General features: G+C 64.1%; 15 protein-coding genes and 1 riboswitch. Of the genes, 7 read left to right on the forward strand and 8 right to left on the reverse strand.

Going from position 1 to position 18572, the window contains the following annotated elements:
- Positions 1 to 83: 83 nt before the first annotated feature.
- The 3 genes from gcvP to gcvT are packed head-to-tail and all read right to left on the reverse strand — an operon-like array spanning position 84 to position 4490.
- Complete coding sequence (gene gcvP / locus JQ628_RS23000; protein ID WP_212225572.1) at positions 84 to 2957, reverse strand: aminomethyl-transferring glycine dehydrogenase; 2874 nt, start codon at positions 2955 to 2957, stop codon at positions 84 to 86.
- 9 nt (positions 2958 to 2966) lie between these two features.
- Complete coding sequence (gcvH, locus tag JQ628_RS23005; protein WP_212225573.1) at positions 2967 to 3332, reverse strand: glycine cleavage system protein GcvH; 366 nt, start codon at positions 3330 to 3332, stop codon at positions 2967 to 2969.
- A 9-nt stretch (positions 3333 to 3341) separates the two neighbouring features.
- Complete coding sequence (gene gcvT, locus JQ628_RS23010) at positions 3342 to 4490, reverse strand: glycine cleavage system aminomethyltransferase GcvT (RefSeq protein ID WP_212225574.1); 1149 nt, start codon at positions 4488 to 4490, stop codon at positions 3342 to 3344.
- 141 nt (positions 4491 to 4631) lie between these two features.
- Positions 4632 to 4720, reverse strand: a riboswitch (glycine riboswitch).
- A gap of 195 nt (positions 4721 to 4915) precedes the next feature.
- On the opposite strand from gcvT, the gene alaS reads away from it, so the two are divergent.
- Positions 4916 to 7591: an alanine--tRNA ligase gene (gene alaS / locus JQ628_RS23015; RefSeq protein WP_212225575.1), complete on the forward strand. Its 2676-nt coding sequence runs from the start codon at positions 4916 to 4918 to the stop codon at positions 7589 to 7591.
- A 16-nt stretch (positions 7592 to 7607) separates the two neighbouring features.
- Here the strand turns inward: alaS and JQ628_RS23020 are convergent, their stop codons facing one another.
- From JQ628_RS23020 to JQ628_RS23035, 4 genes are all read right to left on the reverse strand, one after another.
- Positions 7608 to 7769 carry a hypothetical protein gene (locus JQ628_RS23020; protein WP_212225576.1) on the reverse strand — a complete coding sequence of 54 codons (162 nt, stop codon included), beginning with the start codon at positions 7767 to 7769 and terminating at the stop codon, positions 7608 to 7610.
- An 83-nt stretch (positions 7770 to 7852) separates the two neighbouring features.
- Positions 7853 to 8821, reverse strand: coding sequence for a glycerophosphodiester phosphodiesterase family protein (locus tag JQ628_RS23025; protein ID WP_212225654.1), 969 nt, complete (start codon positions 8819 to 8821; stop codon positions 7853 to 7855).
- Between the two features lie 27 nt (positions 8822 to 8848).
- Positions 8849 to 9352, reverse strand: a complete 504-nt coding sequence (locus tag JQ628_RS23030; protein ID WP_212225577.1) for a DUF3455 domain-containing protein — start codon at positions 9350 to 9352, stop codon at positions 8849 to 8851.
- A 164-nt stretch (positions 9353 to 9516) separates the two neighbouring features.
- Positions 9517 to 10731 carry an NADP-dependent isocitrate dehydrogenase gene (locus JQ628_RS23035; RefSeq protein WP_212225579.1) on the reverse strand — a complete coding sequence of 405 codons (1215 nt, stop codon included), beginning with the start codon at positions 10729 to 10731 and terminating at the stop codon, positions 9517 to 9519.
- Positions 10732 to 11077: 346 nt separating this feature from the next.
- Here JQ628_RS23035 and JQ628_RS23040 point away from each other — a divergent pair, with 346 nt between their 5' ends.
- Positions 11078 to 12274: a TrmJ/YjtD family RNA methyltransferase gene (locus tag JQ628_RS23040; protein ID WP_212225580.1), complete on the forward strand. Its 1197-nt coding sequence runs from the start codon at positions 11078 to 11080 to the stop codon at positions 12272 to 12274.
- Between the two features lie 140 nt (positions 12275 to 12414).
- Here JQ628_RS23040 and JQ628_RS23045 read toward each other — a convergent pair whose 3' ends face one another.
- Positions 12415 to 13071: a TetR/AcrR family transcriptional regulator gene (locus tag JQ628_RS23045; protein ID WP_212225581.1), complete on the reverse strand. Its 657-nt coding sequence runs from the start codon at positions 13069 to 13071 to the stop codon at positions 12415 to 12417.
- Positions 13072 to 13305: 234 nt separating this feature from the next.
- Here JQ628_RS23045 and JQ628_RS23050 point away from each other — a divergent pair, with 234 nt between their 5' ends.
- The 5 genes from JQ628_RS23050 to ntrB all read left to right on the forward strand — a co-directional run bounded on the left by JQ628_RS23050 (position 13306) and on the right by ntrB (position 18566).
- On the forward strand, positions 13306 to 13848 hold the full coding sequence (locus tag JQ628_RS23050) for an OsmC family protein (RefSeq protein ID WP_212225582.1): 543 nt from the start codon (positions 13306 to 13308) through the stop codon (positions 13846 to 13848).
- Positions 13849 to 13981: 133 nt separating this feature from the next.
- Positions 13982 to 15097: an acyl-CoA dehydrogenase family protein gene (locus JQ628_RS23055; RefSeq protein ID WP_212225583.1), complete on the forward strand. Its 1116-nt coding sequence runs from the start codon at positions 13982 to 13984 to the stop codon at positions 15095 to 15097.
- A 54-nt stretch (positions 15098 to 15151) separates the two neighbouring features.
- On the forward strand, positions 15152 to 16030 hold the full coding sequence (locus tag JQ628_RS23060) for a sulfurtransferase (protein ID WP_212225584.1): 879 nt from the start codon (positions 15152 to 15154) through the stop codon (positions 16028 to 16030).
- 126 nt (positions 16031 to 16156) lie between these two features.
- Positions 16157 to 17548 carry a CmpA/NrtA family ABC transporter substrate-binding protein gene (locus JQ628_RS23065; RefSeq protein ID WP_212225585.1) on the forward strand — a complete coding sequence of 464 codons (1392 nt, stop codon included), beginning with the start codon at positions 16157 to 16159 and terminating at the stop codon, positions 17546 to 17548.
- A 178-nt stretch (positions 17549 to 17726) separates the two neighbouring features.
- Positions 17727 to 18566 (forward strand): nitrate ABC transporter permease, encoded by an 840-nt coding sequence (gene ntrB, locus JQ628_RS23070; protein WP_212225586.1) that lies wholly within the window; start codon positions 17727 to 17729, stop codon positions 18564 to 18566.
- Positions 18567 to 18572 lie beyond the last annotated feature (6 nt).

The raw sequence follows: 18572 nt of genomic DNA on the forward strand, positions 1-18572 counted from the left end.
CTTCTGCACAAACAGGTGTGGGTCCCGGTTCTGCGAAGCAGCGCAAGAGCGCTGCATCGCGTCCGGGACACGAGGTCTGGTTTTTACTCCGCCGCCTCGGCATAATCCGTCACCGGCGGGCACGAGCACACCAGGTTGCGGTCGCCGTAGACGTTGTCGACGCGGCCAACCGGGCTCCAGTATTTGTCCGAGCGCGACACACCCGCCGGGAAGCAGCCCTCGGCGCGGCTGTAGGGGCGGGCCCACGCATCATCCGCGATGTCGTGCACGGTGTGCGGCGCATTGCGCAGCGGCGAGACCTCGACCTTCCAGCGGCCGGCTTCGATCTCGGCGATTTCGTTGCGGATCGCGATCATGGCGTCGCAAAAGCGGTCCAGCTCCATCTTCGATTCCGACTCGGTCGGCTCGATCATCAGCGTGCCCGGCACCGGGAAACTCATGGTCGGGGCATGGAAGCCGTAGTCGATCAGCCGCTTGGCGATATCGTCGACGGTGACGCCGGCCGAATTCTTCAGCGGACGGGGATCGACGATGCATTCATGCGCGACGCGGCCTTTTGCATTCCGGTACAGCACCGGGAAATGCGGCTGGAGACGTGCTGCGATGTAGTTCGCGTTCAAAATCGCGATCTCGGTCGCGCGTTGCAAGCCTTCGCCGCCCATCGTCAGGATGTAGATGTAGGAGATGGTGAGGATCGACGCCGAGCCTGATGGAGCTGCCGACACCGGACCGACCGGATGCGGTGTCGCGCCGTCCGTAAAGGGATGGCCCGGCAGGAACGGTGCGAGATGCGCCCTTACGCCGATCGGGCCCATGCCGGGGCCGCCGCCGCCATGCGGAATGCAGAACGTCTTGTGCAGGTTGAGATGGCTGACATCGGCGCCGTAGTCGCCGGGCCGCGCGAGGCCGACCTGCGCATTCAGATTGGCGCCGTCGAGATAAACCTGCCCGCCGTGCTGATGGACGATGTCGCAGATGTCGCGGATGTGCTCCTCGAACACGCCATGGGTCGAGGGATAGGTGATCATCACGGCCGCGAGATTTTTGGAATGCTTCTCCGCCTTGGCGCGCAGATCGTCGACGTCGACATCGCCGCGCGCATCGCAGGCGACCACCACGACATCCATGCCGACCATCGCGGCGGAAGCCGGGTTGGTGCCGTGCGCGGAGGAGGGGATGAGGCACACCTTGCGATGCGGCTCGCCGCGTGCGGCGTGATAGCCGCGGATCGCGAGCAGCCCGGCATATTCTCCCTGCGCGCCCGAATTCGGCTGTAGCGACACCGCGTCATAGCCGGTGATGTCGGCGAGCCACTTTTCCAGCCGCGCGAACAGCGCGTGATAGCCCGCCGCCTGCTCGCGCGGCGCGAACGGATGCAAGCTTCCGAACGCCGGCCAGGTCAGCGGGATCATTTCCGTCGTGGCATTCAGCTTCATGGTGCAGGAACCGAGCGGGATCATCGCGCGGTCGAGCGCGAGATCGCGGTCGCTCAGTTTTCGCATGTAGCGCAGCAGTTCGGTCTCCGAGCGATGCGCGTGGAACACCGGATGGGCGAGGAAGGCTTTTTTGCGCTTCAACTCGGCCGGCAGCGTGTCACGTACGCCAACTTCGATCTCGGCATAGGCCAGCTTGCCGCCGAAGGCGCGCCACACCGCCTCGACGGTCTCCGCCGTCGTGGTCTCATCCAGCGCAATGCCGAGCATGCCGTTGCCGATGCGGAGGTTGATCCTTTCCGCAACCGCGCGCGCGACGATCTCGCTCTGCTTGCCGCCGGCATCGACCGTCAGCGTATCGAAGAACACATCGCTCCGCGGCGCAAAGCCTAGCTTGCGCAGTCCCGCCGCCAGCACCGCGGCGCGGCGATGCACCGTGCGCGCGATGTGGGTCAGCCCCTCGGGGCCATGATAGACCGCGTACATCGAGGCGATTACCGCAAGCAGCACCTGCGCGGTGCAGATGTTCGAAGTCGCCTTTTCGCGCCGGATATGCTGCTCACGCGTCTGTAGCGCGAGCCGATAGGCCGGCTGCCCCCGCGAATCCACCGAGAGGCCAACGATGCGGCCGGGCAGCGAACGCTTCAGCGCATCGCGCACCGCCATGTAGGCCGCGTGCGGGCCGCCATAGCCCATCGGCACGCCGAAACGCTGGGCAGAACCGACCGCGATATCGGCGCCGAGCTCGCCGGGCGAAGCCAGCAGCGTCAGCGCCAGCAGGTCGGCGGTGACGATGGCAAGCGCGCCCTTCGCACGCAGCGTCGCGATCGCCGGCCGCAGATCGCGCACGACGCCTGATGTGCCCGGGTACTGCAGCAGCGCACCGAACATTTCGGCCTTGTCGAGATCGGTGAGGGGATCGCCGACGACGACGTTCCATCCCAGCGGCTCCGCCCGCGTGCGCAGCACGGCGAGCGTCTGCGGATGCACCTCGGCATCGACAAAGAACGCCTTCGTCTTCACCTGCGAGGCACGCTCTGCCAGCGCCATTGCTTCCGCCGCGGCGGTGCCTTCATCGAGCAGCGAGGCGTTGGCGACGTCGAGCCCGGTGAGGTCGCAGATCATGGTCTGGAAGTTGAACAGCGCTTCCAGCCGGCCCTGGCTGATCTCGGGCTGATACGGCGTATAGGCGGTGTACCAGGCCGGATTCTCCAGAATGTTGCGCTGAATAACCGCGGGGAGGATCGTGCCGGAATAGCCAGTGCCGATCAGCGAGGTGAATACCTGGTTCTGCGCAGCAAGCGCGGTCATGTGCGCGAGTGCCTCCGTCTCGCTCAAGGCGCGGCCGAGATCGAGCGGCGCCTTTTGCCGGATCGAGGAGGGCAGCGTCTGGCCCATCAACTCGGCGAGGCTTTTGGCGCCGACCGTCTCCAGCATCGCGCCGATATCGCGCGGCGAGGGGCCGATATGCCGGCGCACGAAGGTGGTGGCGGCTTCGCTGGTGTGTTTGAGCGGCGCGTTCATGTGTTCACCTCAGGCCGTATGCTTTGCGTAGGCGGCCTCATCCATCAGGCCGCCGAGTTCGCCCTTGTCGGCGATCTTGATCTTGAAAAACCACGCCTTGCCGTCGGCATCGGAATTCACCAGCGCAGGTTCCGCTACGAGCGCGTCGTTCACTTCCACCACTTCGCCCGAGATCGGCGCATAGACGTCGGAGGCGGCTTTTACCGATTCCACCACGGCGGCGGCTTCCGCCTTCTGGAACGAACGGCCGACCTTCGGCAGCTCGATGAACACGACATCGCCAAGCTGCGACTGCGCGTAATCGGTGATGCCGATGGTGGCGACGTCACCTTCGATGCGAAGCCATTCGTGGTCGGAGGTGTAGAGCGTCGTCATGAAAAACCTCTAGCGTTTATAGGTGTTGGGTACGAAGGGCGTGGCGGCGACCTGTAGCGGCAGGCGCTGTCCGCGCACTTCGGCGAACAGGGTCGTGCCGAGTGCAGCGAGTGGGGAGGGGGCATAGCCCATCGCGACCGGCGCATTGAGGCTCGGGCCGAAGCCGCCTGATGTGACCTTGCCGATCTGTTCGGAGGAGGCCGCATCCGCAAACAGCGGCGCGCCCTCGCGCACCGGTGCACGGCCTTCCGCTTTCAGGCCGACGCGGCGGCGCGGCGCGCCCTTGTCGAACTGCGAAAGAATCTTTTCCGCGCCCGGAAACCCGCCGGCGCGCGCGCCGCCGTTGCGGCGGCTCTTCTGCACCGACCATTCAAGCGCGGCTTCCACCGGCGTGGTCGTGGTGTCGATGTCGTGGCCGTAAAGACAAAGCCCGGCCTCGAGCCGCAGGCTGTCACGCGCGCCGAGTCCGATCGGCAGCACATCAGGATCGTCGAGCAGCGCCGTTACCAGCGCCTCGGCCTGTTCGGCCGGGACGGAAATCTCAAAGCCGTCCTCGCCGGTATAGCCTGAGCGCGACACAAAACAGTCATAAGCGCCGATGCGGCGCGGACCGGCATCCATGAATTTCATCGCGGAAACATCTGCACCAATTTTAGTCAAAGCCGCTTCGGCCTTCGGCCCCTGCAACGCGATCAGCGCACGATTCGGCAAAGGCTCAATGATGCAGTCATCGGAAAGTTTGGCGCGCAGATGCGCCTCGTCATCCGCCTTGCAGGCGGCATTGACCACCAGGAACAGGTGATCGCCGAAATTGGCGACCATCAGATCGTCCAGGATGCCGCCGGCGTCATTGGTGAACTGGGCGTAGCGCTGCCGTCCCGGCGCAACCGCCACGATATCTTGCGGCACCAGCCGTTCCAGCGCGCGCGCGGCATTTTCCACCCGGCCGGATTTTGCCCGCAGCACGATCTGGCCCATATGGGACACATCGAACAGTCCGGCACTACCGCGGGTGTGCAGATGTTCCTTCAGCACGCCGGCGGGATATTGCACGGGCATGTCATAGCCCGCGAACGGCACCATTTTGCCGCCGCGCTTGATGTGCAGCGCGTGCAGCGGGGTGGTTTTCAGGCTGTTTTCGGATTCGCGCGCAAGCATCACAGAGGCCCTCGCAGGTTCCCGGGGACCAGCCCCCGAAAAATCCTGCAGAAAGCCCCATCTGTCGCTGTGCCTGAGAGTATTATCCCGTCGGCGGACGCGTAGGGCTTGTGGCCTTCGGCGCCTCTTTCCAGATGCATTCAAGTCACGCGGTCCGTTTGCCTGAGAGTTTCCGGGGCGGTTGCTCCTTCGGCGCCGGCATCAAAGCCGATCTCTCCCGACGTGACTGTCGTCTAGCAGATGGGAGGGAAACACGGCTCCCACAAGTCTGTCAACGCGGCGAAAGCGCTATCAACGGCCCTTTGTGTGCTGCGGCAAGCCCATGATCCGCCTGCACAGTTTCTGGACAGGCGCACAGGCAATGTCTAAAAGCGTCTCTTCCGGGAAACTGCCGTTCCCGCAAAGCTTTCCCCGATTGGATGAACATGAGCGGCGTCAACGAGATCAGGTCGACTTTTCTGAACTACTTCAAGGCCAACGGTCACGAGATCGTGGCCTCGTCGCCGCTCGTGCCGCGCAACGACCCCACTCTGATGTTCACCAATGCCGGCATGGTGCAGTTCAAGAACGTCTTCACCGGCGTCGAGAAGCGGCCCTATCAGCGCGCCACCACGTCGCAGAAATGCGTGCGCGCCGGCGGCAAGCATAACGACCTCGACAATGTCGGCTACACCGCGCGCCATCTCACCTTCTTCGAGATGCTCGGCAACTTCTCGTTCGGCGATTACTTCAAGGAGCGCGCGATCGAACTCGCCTGGAATCTGATTACCAGGGATTTCGGGCTGAAGAAGGACAAGCTGCTGGTCACCGTCTACCACACCGACGACGAGGCGGCCGGCCACTGGAAGAAGATCGCCGGCTTTTCCGACGACCGCATCATCCGGATCGCGACCTCGGATAATTTCTGGGCGATGGGCGACACCGGCCCGTGCGGCCCCTGCTCGGAAATCTTCATCGACCGCGGCGAGCATATCTGGGGCGGACCGCCGGGCAGCCCGGAGGAGGACGGCGACCGCTTCCTCGAATTCTGGAATCTCGTCTTCATGCAGTTCGAGCAGGTGACGAAGGAGGAGCGCCAGCCGCTGCCGCGTCCCTCGATCGACACCGGCATGGGGCTGGAGCGCATGGCCTCCATCATGCAGGGCGTCGACAGCGTGTTCGAGACCGATCTGTTCCGCAACCTCATCGATGCCACCGCGTCCGCGCTCGGCCATGGCCCGAAGGAAGGTACCGTCGCCTCGTTCCGCGTCATCGCGGACCATCTGCGCTCCTCGGCCTTCCTCGTTGCCGACGGCGTGCTGCCGTCGAACGAAGGCCGCGGCTATGTGCTGCGCCGGATCATGCGCCGCGCGATGCGGCATGCGCAGCTCCTCGGGGCAAACGAGCCGCTGATGCATCGCCTGGTCTGGGCGCTGGTGCGCGAGATGGGCCAGGCCTTCCCCGAGCTGGTGCGCGCAGAAAAGCTGATCGAGGAAACGCTGCGGCTGGAAGAGACCCGCTTCCGCAAGACGCTGGCGCGGGGCCTTGCCATCCTCGACGAGAAGAGCGCCGGCCTGAAGAAAGGCGACATGTTCGACGGCGACACCGCCTTCACGCTGTACGACACCTATGGTTTTCCGCTGGACCTGACGCAGGACGCGCTGAAGTCGCGCGGCATCAGCGTCGATCAGGCGGCCTTCACCGATGCGATGGATCGCCAGCGCGAGAAGGCGCGTGCGTCATGGGCCGGTTCGGGCGAAGCCGCCGATGAAGCGGTCTGGTTCCCGCTGCGCGAAAAGCTCGGCCCGACGGAATTCCTCGGCTACGAGACCGAGAGCGCCGAAGGCGTCGTCTCGGCGCTGGTGAAGGACGGCAAGGAGACGGACAGCCTCAAGCCAGGGGAGACCGGCTCGATCGTGCTGAACCAGACCCCGTTCTATGCGGAGTCCGGCGGCCAGGTCGGCGACACCGGCGTGCTCACGGGCGAGGGCGTCAAATTCCGCGTCACCGACACCCAGAAGAAAGCCGGCGACCTCTTCGTGCACATCGGCACCGTGGAGCAGGGCACGCTGAAGCCCGGCACCGCGCTTCAATTGGAAGTCGATCACGGCAGGCGCGCGTCGATCCGCGCCCATCACTCGGCGACGCATCTCTTGCATGAGGCGCTGCGCCAGGTGCTCGGCGATCACATCGCCCAGCGCGGCTCGCTGGTCGCGCCGGACCGCCTGCGCTTCGATTTCGTGCATCCAAAGCCGATCACGCCAGAAGAGCTCGCCCGCGTCGAGGACATCGCCAACGACGTGGTGCTGGAGAACGACGAGGTCACCACCCGCATCATGGGCGTCGATGACGCGCGCGAGGCGGGCGCCCGTGCGCTGTTCGGCGAAAAATACGGCGACGAGGTCCGCGTAGTCTCGATGGGCAGGCAGGCGCGCGAGCACGGGCAGAACGCGCTCGGCTGGTCGGTCGAACTGTGCGGCGGCACCCATGTCAAGCGCACCGGCGACATCGGCCTGATCTCGGTCACCAGCGAAAGCGCGGTCGCTTCCGGCGTGCGCCGCATCGAGGCGCTGACCGGCCGTCACGCCCGCAAGCATGCCAACGACACGATGGCGCTGGCGAAGGCGGCGGCCTCCGAATTGCGCACGTCGATCGAGGACGTTCCCGCTCGGATCGCCGCGCTGATGGAAGAGCGCAAGAAACTCGAGCGCGATCTTTCGGATGCGCGCAAGAAGCTCGCGATGGGCGGCGGCGCTTCCGCCGGCAATGGTGCGGCGGGCGGCGTGCGCGAAGTCGGCAACGTCAAGCTGCTGGCGCGCGCGGTCGAGGGCGTCGAGACCAAGGATTTGAAGAGCCTGGTCGATGACGGCAAGAAGCAGATCGGCTCCGGCGTCGTCGCCATCGTCGGCGTCACCGAGGACGGCAAGGCCGGTGTGGTGGTCGGCGTCACGCCCGATCTCACCTCGCGCTTCAGCGCGGTCGACCTCGTCAAGATCGCTTCCGCCACGCTCGGCGGCAAGGGAGGCGGCGGCCGGCCCGACATGGCGCAGGCCGGCGGGCCCGACGGCGCCAAGGCGAGCGCTGCGCTCTCGGCCATCGAAAAGGCGATGGCTGACGCCTGAGGGCCGGCCTCGCGCGTTACGGATCGTTCGCGGGCTTCTTGCAAAGCGGCTCGTATTCGGCCGCCCGCTCGGTCCATTTCTCTGCTTCGGCTATCCAGTATTCCCGCCGGGCAGCGTCGGTCTGTGCCTTCGCCAGACACCGTGCCGCCTCGACAAGGCAGGACAATCTTCGATCCATGTTGGTCCCCATTCACGGGAATAGGGAAGAGGATTCAGGATGCCGGCTCCGTGCGGCGCGTCACATAGGGACTGGGGCGCGCTCTACTGCTTTGCTATCGCCGGCCCGATGCGGTCGATCCGGTTGGTCCAGATACCGCCGGCATATCCTTTCGGCAGCAGCGTGAGATCTTCCACCCGGTCGATGCCCTTCGAGAAATCCTCGCCATCGTGGGGTCCGATGACGAAGACCCCGGATCGATGCTTGTTCATGCGGGCGAGAAAGCGGTTCGGCCAGCCCCACAGCCATGGCGCATAGTTAACCGGGACCAGCAGCAGGCTGCGTTCGCAATCCGCGGGGACATGTCCGGACCATCCGAGCAGGAGATAGCGGATCAGGCAGCGCTTTAGCGTAGCTCCCGACATCGTCGCGACGTCGAGCCTTTCGCGCACCTGCGCGACCGGCAGCGCGCCGCCATAGATCATCAGCCGTTGCAGTTGCGCCTGTGGCAATGATTGCAGCCGGGCCGCCAACAGTCGGCCCTCGGCGGGATCGTTGCTCTTGATGTGGATGAGAAAGCGCTTGTCGGGAAAGGCGGCCAGCACCTCGTCCAGCGATGGCATCAAGCCGACGCCCTTGCCGCGAAACGGCCAGGTCTTGCCGCCATCGGCGGTATAGCCGTAGCCGACGTCCAGTCTCTTCAGGTCTGGGAGCGAATGCTCGCGGGTGACGCCCTTGCCGTCGGTGCGGCAGTCCAGCGTCCAGTCGTGAAACACGGCGAACTGGCCGTCCGTCGTCGGATGAATATCGAGCTCGACGATGTCGGCGCCGGCGGCAAAGGCCGCGCGCATCGAGGGCAGGGTGTTTTCGATTAAGCCGTGCTCGGGTGGAAAGATACGCGCTGCCGTGCAGGTCGTCGCGGTGAGGCCCTCTGTGCCGTAGGTCTGCGCCAGCCCACGATGCGCGAGCAAGGTGGGCTTTGCCCCCGGCGCGGTCCAGAGCGAGCTGTTGTTGAGCCAGATCGCCGCCGCGGCAATGAGGACCAGCGCTCCGACCCAGGCCAGTCGCCGCATCTGCACGTTACGATTCACGCCAGCGGCTCAATCCTTGCGCGAGAACACATAGTCCGCGGCGTAGGGCACGCTGCTGAAGGCGCCGGCCTTGTCGCAGGCGCCCGCGAGCTTGCCGCCGCTTGTATTGATCCGCTGCACCGTAGTGACGCCGGCGAGCACGCCGCTGCCGCGCCGGGAAACCACCTCGAGTTTCAGCCAGGGAATATCGTTCGCCGTCGCGCCGGGGGCATTACCGACGGCCTTGCCGACCACGGCGCTGCCGTCGGCATGCTCCCAGCTCGGCCCGGCATAGTGGCGGCCGACGGTCTTGCCATCCACCAGCAGCGTCGCGATCGGCTCGCGGAACGCCCAGCCGAGCTTGCCGTCGGCCCCGGCCTTGCATTCGTACACCTGCGCACCTTCGGCATGCGCGGTGAGCACAACGGCTTCTCCCGGCGCTGCGATGGCGTCGGGAAGCGGGGTCTGGGCATACGCCGTCACGGGCGCAGCCGACAGCAGCAATGAGAGTGTAACGGCCTTGCAACCCGGCATTGTGTCCTCCCGAGTATGAGTTTCTTGCAAGCCGCGAAGCGGCCAAGACAAACCCGCCGCAGCAGGCAAATCCTTTGGGGCGAAAACGCGGCGGTGTGCGATGGCCAAACAAGAAAGGCGGCCCGAGGGCCGCCTTTTGATGTTTGCAACTTGTCAGCGACCGCTTACGCCGCCATCGCCTTCGCGAGGTTGTCCGACACCTTGTCGAGGAAGCCGGTGGTGGACAGCCAGCGCTGGTCGGCGCCGACCAGCAGCGCCAGATCCTTGGTCATGTAGCCTTCCTCGACGGTGGCGACGCAGACCTTCTCCAGCGTGTCGGCGAATTTGGCGAGCTGCGGATTGTTGTCGAGCTTGGCGCGATGGGCGAGGCCGCGCGTCCAGGCGAAGATCGAGGCGATCGAGTTGGTCGAGGTCTCCTTGCCCTTCTGGTGCTCGCGGTAGTGGCGGGTCACCGTGCCGTGCGCGGCTTCGGCTTCCACCGTCTTGCCGTCGGGGGTGAGCAGCACCGAGGTCATCAGGCCGAGCGAGCCGTAGCCCTGCGCCACCGTGTCGGACTGCACGTCGCCGTCGTAGTTCTTGCAGGCCCAGACATAGCCGCCCGACCACTTCAGGGCGGACGCCACCATGTCATCGATCAGGCGGTGTTCGTAAGTGAGCCGCTTCTCGTCGAACTGCTTCTTGAACTCGCGGTCGAACACGTCCTGGAAGATGTCCTTGAAGCGGCCGTCATAGACCTTGAGAATCGTGTTCTTGGTCGAGAGGTAGACCGGATAGTTGCGCATCAAGCCGTAGTTGAAGGAAGCGCGGGCGAAATCGATGATGGAATCGTCGAGATTGTACATCTGCATCGCAACGCCCGAGCCGGGCGTCTTGAACACTTCGCGCTCGATCACCGTGCCGTCCTCGCCGACGAATTTCATCGACAGCGTGCCCTTGCTGGGGAACTTGATGTCGGTGGCGCGGTATTGGTCGCCATAGGCGTGGCGGCCGATGATGATCGGCTTGGTCCAGCCGGGAACGAGGCGCGGCACGTTCTTGCAGATGATCGGCTCGCGGAAGATCACGCCGCCGAGGATGTTGCGGATGGTGCCGTTCGGCGACTTCCACATTTCCTTCAGGCCGAATTCCTTCACCCGGGCCTCGTCCGGGGTGATGGTGGCGCATTTGACGCCGACGCCGACCTTCTTGATGGCGTTGGCGGCGTCGATGGTGACCTGGTCGTTGGTCTTGTCGCGGTGTTCCATCCCGAGATCGAAATAGATCAGCTCGACATCCAGGAACGGGTTGATCAGCTTGTCCTTGATGTATTGCCAGATGATCCGGGTCATCTCGTCGCCATCGAGTTCGACGACGGGGTTGGACACCTTGATTTTTGCCATGACGGAGGGGGCCTTCTTTGGAATGGCGCGCTTCTTGGAGCGGCTCGGGCGGGAAATGTGACGGGGCTATAGCACTGCCGGGGGGCGGGCGGAAGCCAAGCGGGTATGCACTTTAAGCCGATCCGCGGCCCAAGGATGGCCGCCTGCGCGGAGGCGCCGCAGCCTCACGTTCCCCCGGGCGATTCAGGTCCGTGTCAGTGGCTCAAAAAGTGCCGCCAGGCGCATTGTGAGCCCTGCAAAATCCTGCCAGACAGGCCCGAAATTGGATAACCAAACCAAGGCTTTGAATCGGCCTTTTGCGGGCTTCGTTCAAAATCCTCAGAACTTGAATTCAGAAAGTGAAGTGATGTCCGGATCGGGCACCGACAGGACCAAGGCTGGCCGCGACCTGGAAGGGCCTGTTGTGATTCTGGTCGAGCCGCAGCTCGGCGAGAACATCGGCATGACCGCCCGCGCCATGGGCAATTTCGCGCTGTCGCGGTTGAGGATCGTCAAGCCGCGCGACGGCTGGCCGAACATCGCCGCCCAACGCGCCGCCGCCGGTGCCGACCACATTCTGGAGCGGGCGGAGCTGTTCGATACGGTGCAGGCGGCAGTCGCCGACCTCGACCTGTTGTTCGCCACCACCGCCCGCGCGCACGATCAGGCAAAGCCCGTGGTGGCGCCGGAGGGGGCGGCACGGGAGATCACCGCTCACATCGCCGGCGGCGGCAGGGCCGGCATCCTGTTCGGCCGGGAGCGCGCGGGGCTGGAGAACGACGAGGTCGCGCTCGCCAACCGCATCATCACCTATCCCGTCAATCCCGGCTTTGCCTCGCTCAACCTGGCGCAGGCGGTGCTGCTGATGGGCTATGAGTGGTTCAAGCTCGCAACCGCCGGCGCGCTGCCGTTCGAGATGCCGGAGCGTTCCGAGCGCGCCTCCCAGCACCAGATCGATGCATTCTTCGAAAATCTCGTGCGCGAGCTCGACAAGGTCGAATTCCTGCGCCCCGCCGAGAAGCGCGACACCATGCTGGTCAATTTGCGCAACATTTTTACCCGCATGGAGCCGACCAAGCAGGACATGCATACCCTGCACGGCGTGGTGATGGCGATCGCCGAGGGACGCAAGGGGCCGGCCAAGGGCGGCGTGCTCGACGGCGAACAGGCAACGCGCCTGCGCGCGCTGCTCGCCGAGCACGCGCAGGGCACGCTGACCTCGGAAAGCGGCACGGTGCGCGGGCTCGCCCGCATGCTGCGGCGGAATCCGACCGATGCCGAGCGCATCCTGTGGCAGTCGCTGAGCCGCGACCGCCGCTTTGCCGGCCAGTTCAAGCGCCAGACCCCGGTCGGCCGCCACATCCCGGATTTTGTCTCCTTCGTACACCGGATCGCGATCGAGCTGATCAATCCCGGCGAGACGGAGGTGATCGTCGCAGAGCGTGCCGCGCGGGGGACGTGGCTGGAGGCGAGGGGATACAAGGTGATCGGCATGACAACAGCCGATGTCGAGCGCGATTTGCAGACGGAGCTGGCGAAGGTGGAAGCGAGTTTGAGGAAATAAATCTTCCGTCGTCCCGGCCAAGCGAAGCGCGAGCCGGGACCCATAACCACCGAATTGAATTTTGCGAAAGCTGGAGCTCCAGCTTGTTCTAACCACATCCTCCTGTGGTTATGGGTCCCTGCTTTCGCAGGGACGACGACTCACACCGCCTCAAGCTGAGCAGCCGCAGCCCGCTTTGCCTTCTTCACTTTCGCCGGCTCCAGCAGCGATCCCGCCGCCAGCGCTGCGGTGTCGGCGACGCCCGGATTGCCCGTCACCATCGCAGCGACGATCGCACCGTCGATCAAGAGCGCCAGCTGATGCGCGAGCACTTCCGGCTGGGCCGCGCCCATTTCTCCCGCCAGCTTTTCGATATGGCCGAGAACCACCTTCTTGTGCCGCATCGCGATGTTTCGGAACTGCTTCTGGTCCTTGTCGTGCTCGGCAACCGCGTTGATGAAGGGACAGCCGTAAAAGCGTTCCTCGCCGAACCAGCTCTTCAGCGCCGGAAAGATCCGCGCCAGCTTGGTCTGCGCATCGCCGCCGCCTTCCTCCATGGCGCCGATGAACCACTCGCGCCACTGCCTGCCTTCGCTCTCCAGCACGGCATGCACGAGATTGGTCTTCGAGCCGAAGAGTTTGTAGAGCGTCGTTTTCGCGGTGCCGGCTTCGTTGATGATGGCGTCGATGCCGGTGGCGTTGATGCCGTCCTTGCAGAACAGGCGCGTCGCCGCGCTCAGCAATCGTCCGCGTGCGGATTCGTCATCGATGGCAATGCGTGCCGCGGCCGACTTCTTCTTCGAAGCTGATTTGCTCATGCGCGCAAGTAAATCGGAGCGCGCGGTTCCAATCAAGCGGCATTGTGTTTGTGCTCAAAAGAACCGCGGGCAGGGCAGCAACTGCATCGGCTTTGAGCAAGCCTCTCCTGATCAATCTCGCGCCATGCGCCACTAACGGCCTGCAATGCTTCGTCTTTCGATTTGGCCGGCATTCTGGCACGCTTCGTGCAGGAAACAGACCGTTCGGTATCCTACTCCCAGGGAGAGAAATAGATGACCGCGGTCGCTCAAAAAACAGTGCTGACAGGCTGCCTCGCGCCGATCGACAAAGGCGGGCTCGAGCAACTGATCGCCAACGGCAAGGCCAACCCCAAGGTCATCAAGACCTTGAAATGCAAGACGGTGGCCGAAGGCAAGTTCCGCCACGCCAACTACATCCGCAACCTCGCGCCCTACATCGTCGACGAGCCGCCGGGACTTTTGGGCGACGACACGGCGCCCAATCCGTCGGAGGCCTCGCTTGCCGCGCTCGGCTCATGCCTTGCGGTCGGCCTGCATGCCAACGCCGTGCATCGCGGCTGGACCGTCAACAAGCTCGAACTCGAGCTCGAGGGCGATCTCAACATCACCGCGGTGTGGGGCACCGGCGACGTCAGCGAGAAGCCGGTCGGCTTTACCGACGTGCGCGTGAAGGTCGACATGGAATGCGAGGGCATCTCGCAGGACGAGATCAACGCGCTGGTCGCCCATGTGAAGAAATGGTCGCCGGTCGCCAACACCTTTACCCGGCCCGTCAATCTCGAGGTTGGCGTGTAGAGCATGATCCGGAAAAGTGGACACCGGTTTTCCGAAAAGATCATGCTCAAACAAAAAGATAGAGCGCGATGACGCTTCGAAGAAAAGTCATCACGCTCTAGCAAACGCGAAGCAAAAGGTGCGGAGACGATCCATGGGTTCACTGGCTTTATCGCGGGTCGAAACTTCCGATCAGCCCGCACCTTCCATTGCCGACGAGGTCGCGCGCATCGCGCGGCAGAAGCTGGCGCCGCTGGCGCCGGCGATCGATGAGGGCACGGTCTATCCCGCCGAGTTGTTGCGCGATCTCGGCAGGGTCGGGGCATGGGGCAGCCATGTCCCGCTGGAAGGGCCGGCGGATCTACGCTGCGCGATCCAGTCGATCGCGGCGCTTGGCGAAGTCTGCGGCGCCACCGCCTTCATGGCCTGGTGCCAGAACACGCTGGTCTGGTACGCCGCGAATTCCTGCAACCTGAAGCTTGCGGCACGGTTCGGCGACGGCTTTTCGAGCGGGCGCGTGCTCGGCGGCACCGGGCTGTCCAACCCGATGAAGACGTTCTTCGGCATCGAGAAATTCAAGCTGAAAGGCCGCAAGGTCGAGGGCGGCTACATCGTCAAGGGCGCGCTGCCTTGGGTGTCGAATCTCGGGCCCGACCATTTCTTCGGCACCATCTTCGAGCGTGAGGACGAGCCCGGCGGGCCCGTGATGTTCCTCGCTGACTGCTCCGATCCCGCCATCACGCTTGCTCCCTGCAAGCCGTTCCTCGCGATGGACGGCACCGGCACCTATGGCGTGCAGTTTCGCGATGCCTTCGTTCCGGACGAATTGATCCTGGCCGAACAGGCGGGACCGTTCGTCAAGAAGATCCGCGCCGGCTTCATCCTTTTGCAGGCCGGCATGGCGCTCGGCCTGATGAAGGACTGCATCAACATCATGGACGAGGTCGACGGCTCGCTCGGCCACGTCAACCGCTATTTGCCGCAGCAACCCACTCAGTTCCGCGAACTCTACGCGGAATTCGAGAAGGAGGGGATGGCGCTGGCGAGCGATCCCTACAACGCCGATGACAGCTACTGGCGCCGCGTGGTGGCGCTGCGGCTGCGCCTCGGCGATGCCAGCGTCGCGGTCGCGCATGCGGCGATGCTCCATTGCGGCGCGCGCGGCTACCTGAAGAGCCATCGCGCCCAACGAAGGCTGCGCGAGGCCTATTTCGTCGCCATCGTCACGCCCGCCACCAAACAACTTCGCAAGATGCTGGCGGAGTTCTGATGGCGCGTTCCGTTCACCCCGACTGCTAACCAACCACAACAGGAGAGGCCTGCCATGACGGACGTTCTGATTACTGCCAGCGATCTCGCCGAACTGATCAAGAAAGAACCTTGCGTGATCATCGACACGCGCAACCCGGACGCCTATGCGGCCGGCCACCTGCCGGGCGCGGTGAACGTGCATGAGATCTTCACCTATCTTGCAACCTCGACGCCGGAGGGCATGCACGAGCTGAAGACCAAGTTCGCCGATGCCTTCGGCGCGGCCGGCCTGTCCGGCAAGGAAACCGCGGTCATCTACGAGCAGTCGATGAACTCCGGCTTCGGCCAGTCCTGCCGCGGCTACTACCTGCTCACGATGCTCGGCTATCCCAAGGTAAAAGTGCTGCATGGCGGCTACGACGCCTGGGCGATGGCGGGCTTCCCGACCACCACGGATGTGCCGAGCCCGGTGAAGGCCTCGTTCTCGATCGTCCCCGAAGCCGGCGACATCCTGATCGACGCCAAGACCATGCTGGCGGCACTCGACAAGCCCAGCATCGCGCTGCTCGATGTCCGCGATGTCGATGAATGGATCGGCGAAAGCTCGTCTCCGTACGGCAAGGATTTCTGCCCGCGCAAGGGCCGTATCCCCGGCGCGGTGTGGCTGGAATGGTACCGCATGATGAAGCCGACTGCGGAAGGGCCGCGCTTCAAGTCGAAGGACGAAATCCTGGCCGAATGCGCCACCGTCGGCATCTCCCAGAACACCCCGGTCTATCTCTACTGCTTCAAGGGCGCGCGGGCTTCCAACACCTTCCTCGCGCTGAAGAACGCCGGGGTGAAGGATGTCCGGATGTATTTCGGCTCCTGGAACGAGTGGTCGCGCGACCCGTCGCTGCCGATCGACGAGGGTCTTCCGACTGCTGCCCGCGTAACAGGCAAAGCGGCATAAAACGGCACAGAACCTGCATGCTTGTCATCGCCCGGCGGCGCAAAAAGCGGCCGGGCGATGAAAAATTGTCCGGATGGGCGCGGAGCGAGCCTTTGCGAACCGTCCGGTGTGACAAAGGGGCGCAGCATGTCTACCTTCGATGATCCCTTCGATTCCGACCGGAAACTTTCCGCCGGCTGCGTCTGCGGCCAGCATCGCTCGGCGGCGGAGCATGAATATGCCGAACGGACGCTGCGTTGCGAGCCGGTGACGCCTGTCTCGAGCGAGGAAAAGCGCTACGAGGGCGTCGTCGCATCGGCGGTGATGCGTGCAGTGTTTCCCAAGGACGCGGCGCGCCGCGCCTTCCTGAAATCGGTCGGCGCCTCGACCGCGCTCGCCGCGCTGTCGCAATTCTTCCCGCTGAAGACCGCGACCGAGGTGTTTGCGCAATCCGGTGCGCCGGAGAAGAAGGATCTGAAAGTCGGCTTCATCCCGATCACCTGCGCGACGCCGATCATCATGGCGGCGCCGATGGGTTTTTACGCCAAGAACGGCCTCAATGTCGAAGTGGTGAAGACTGCCGGCTGGGCCGTGATCCGCGACAAGACCATCAACAAGGAATACGACGCCTCCCACATGCTGGCGCCGATGCCGATCGCGATCACGCTCGGCCTTGGCGCTAATGCGATTCCCTTCACCGTGCCCGCGATCGAGAACATCAACGGGCAGGGCATCACGCTTGCCATGAAGCACAAGGACAAGCGCGACCCGAAGGACTGGAAGGGCATGAAGTTCGCCATCCCCTTCGACTATTCCATGCACAATTACCTGCTGCGCTATTATCTCGCCGAGCACGGGCTCGACCCCGACACCGATGTGCAGTTGCGCTCGGTGCCGCCGCCGGAGATGGTCGCGAACCTCCGTGCCGACAACATCGACGGCTTCCTCGCGCCCGACAACATCTGCCAGCGCGCGATCTATGACGGCGTCGGCTTCATGCACATACTCTCCAAGGAGATCTGGGACGGCCATCCCTGCTGCACCTTTGCCGCCAGCCGAGAATTCATCACCACATCGCCTAATTCTTTTGCAGCGCTGACCCGCGCGATCGTCGATGCCACCGCCTTTGCTTCGAAAGCGGAGAACCGCAAGCAGATCGCGGAAGCCATCGCGCCGGCGAACTACATCAACGCGCCCGTCACGGTGCTGGAGCAGGTGCTGACCGGCACTTACGCCGACGGCCTGGGCGGCGTCAAAACCGATCCGAAGCGTGTCGATTTCGATCCGTTCCCCTGGCAGTCCTTTGCGGTGTGGATGCTGACCCAGATGAAGCGCTGGGGCCAGATCAAGGGCGATGTCGACTACAAGGCCGTCGCCGAGCAGGTGTATCTGGCCACCGACACCAAGAAGGTGATGGCCGAGATGGGATTGAGCCCGCCGGCGACGTCCTACAAATCGTTCTCGGTGATGGGCAAGACCTTCGATCCTGCCAAGCCAGACGATTATCTCGCGAGCTTCAAGATCAGGAAGTCGTCGTGAGTTCCAAGGCGCGTCTGCGCTCTCTGCCGTCGTCGTCCCGGCGAACGCCGGGACCCATACCGCGCAATCTTTCGATCGTGGGCGGTGGGAATACCGAACAACGAATCTTCGCCAAATTGCTCCCTGGGGTTATGGGCCCCGGCGTTCGCCGGGACGACGGGCTGAGGGAACGGGCGCGATGACCTTCTCTCTTCGCTTCCGCGCGGCCATCGTCTCGATCGTGCTGTTCGCCGCCTTCCTCGGCATCTGGCACATCGCAACGCGCAGCACGTCCGCCGTCGGCAATATGAGCCCGGAATATGCCAAGCTGATGGGCATCACCGCCACGCAAGGCAAGTCGGCGATGCCCGGCCCGCTCGATGTCGGCGCCAAACTGTGGGAGCACGTCAAGCGTCCCTTCTACGACAACGGGCCGAACGACAAGGGGCTCGGCATCCAGCTCGGCTATTCCATCGCCCGCGTCGGCCTCGGCTATCTCCTCGCCGTGCTGGTTGCAATCCCACTCGGCTTTCTGATCGGGATGTCGCCGCTGATCAGCAAGGCGCTCGATCCCTTCATCCAGGTGCTTAAACCGATCTCGCCACTGGCCTGGATGCCGCTCGCGCTCTACACCATCAAGGATTCCTCGATCTCGGCGATCTTCGTCATCTTCATCTGCTCGGTGTGGCCGATGCTGCTCAACACTGCGTTCGGCGTCGCCAGCGTGCGCAAGGAGTGGATCAACGTCGCGCGCACGCTGGAGGTTGGCACCATCCGGCGTGCTTTCACCGTGATCCTCCCCGCGGCGGCGCCGACCATCCTCACCGGCATGCGCATCTCCATCGGCATCGCCTGGCTGGTGATCGTCGCCGCCGAAATGCTGGTTGGCGGCACCGGCATCGGCTATTTCGTCTGGAACGAGTGGAACAATCTCTCGATCACCAACGTCATCATCGCCATTTTGCTGATCGGCATCGTCGGCATGCTGCTCGACCAGGTCCTCGCGCGTTGCGCACGTATGGTCACGTTTCCGGAGTAGAGCGGT

It is taken from the genome of Bradyrhizobium lablabi (assembly GCF_018129385.1).
GTDB classification, from domain to species: Bacteria; Pseudomonadota; Alphaproteobacteria; order Rhizobiales; family Xanthobacteraceae; genus Bradyrhizobium; species Bradyrhizobium lablabi_C.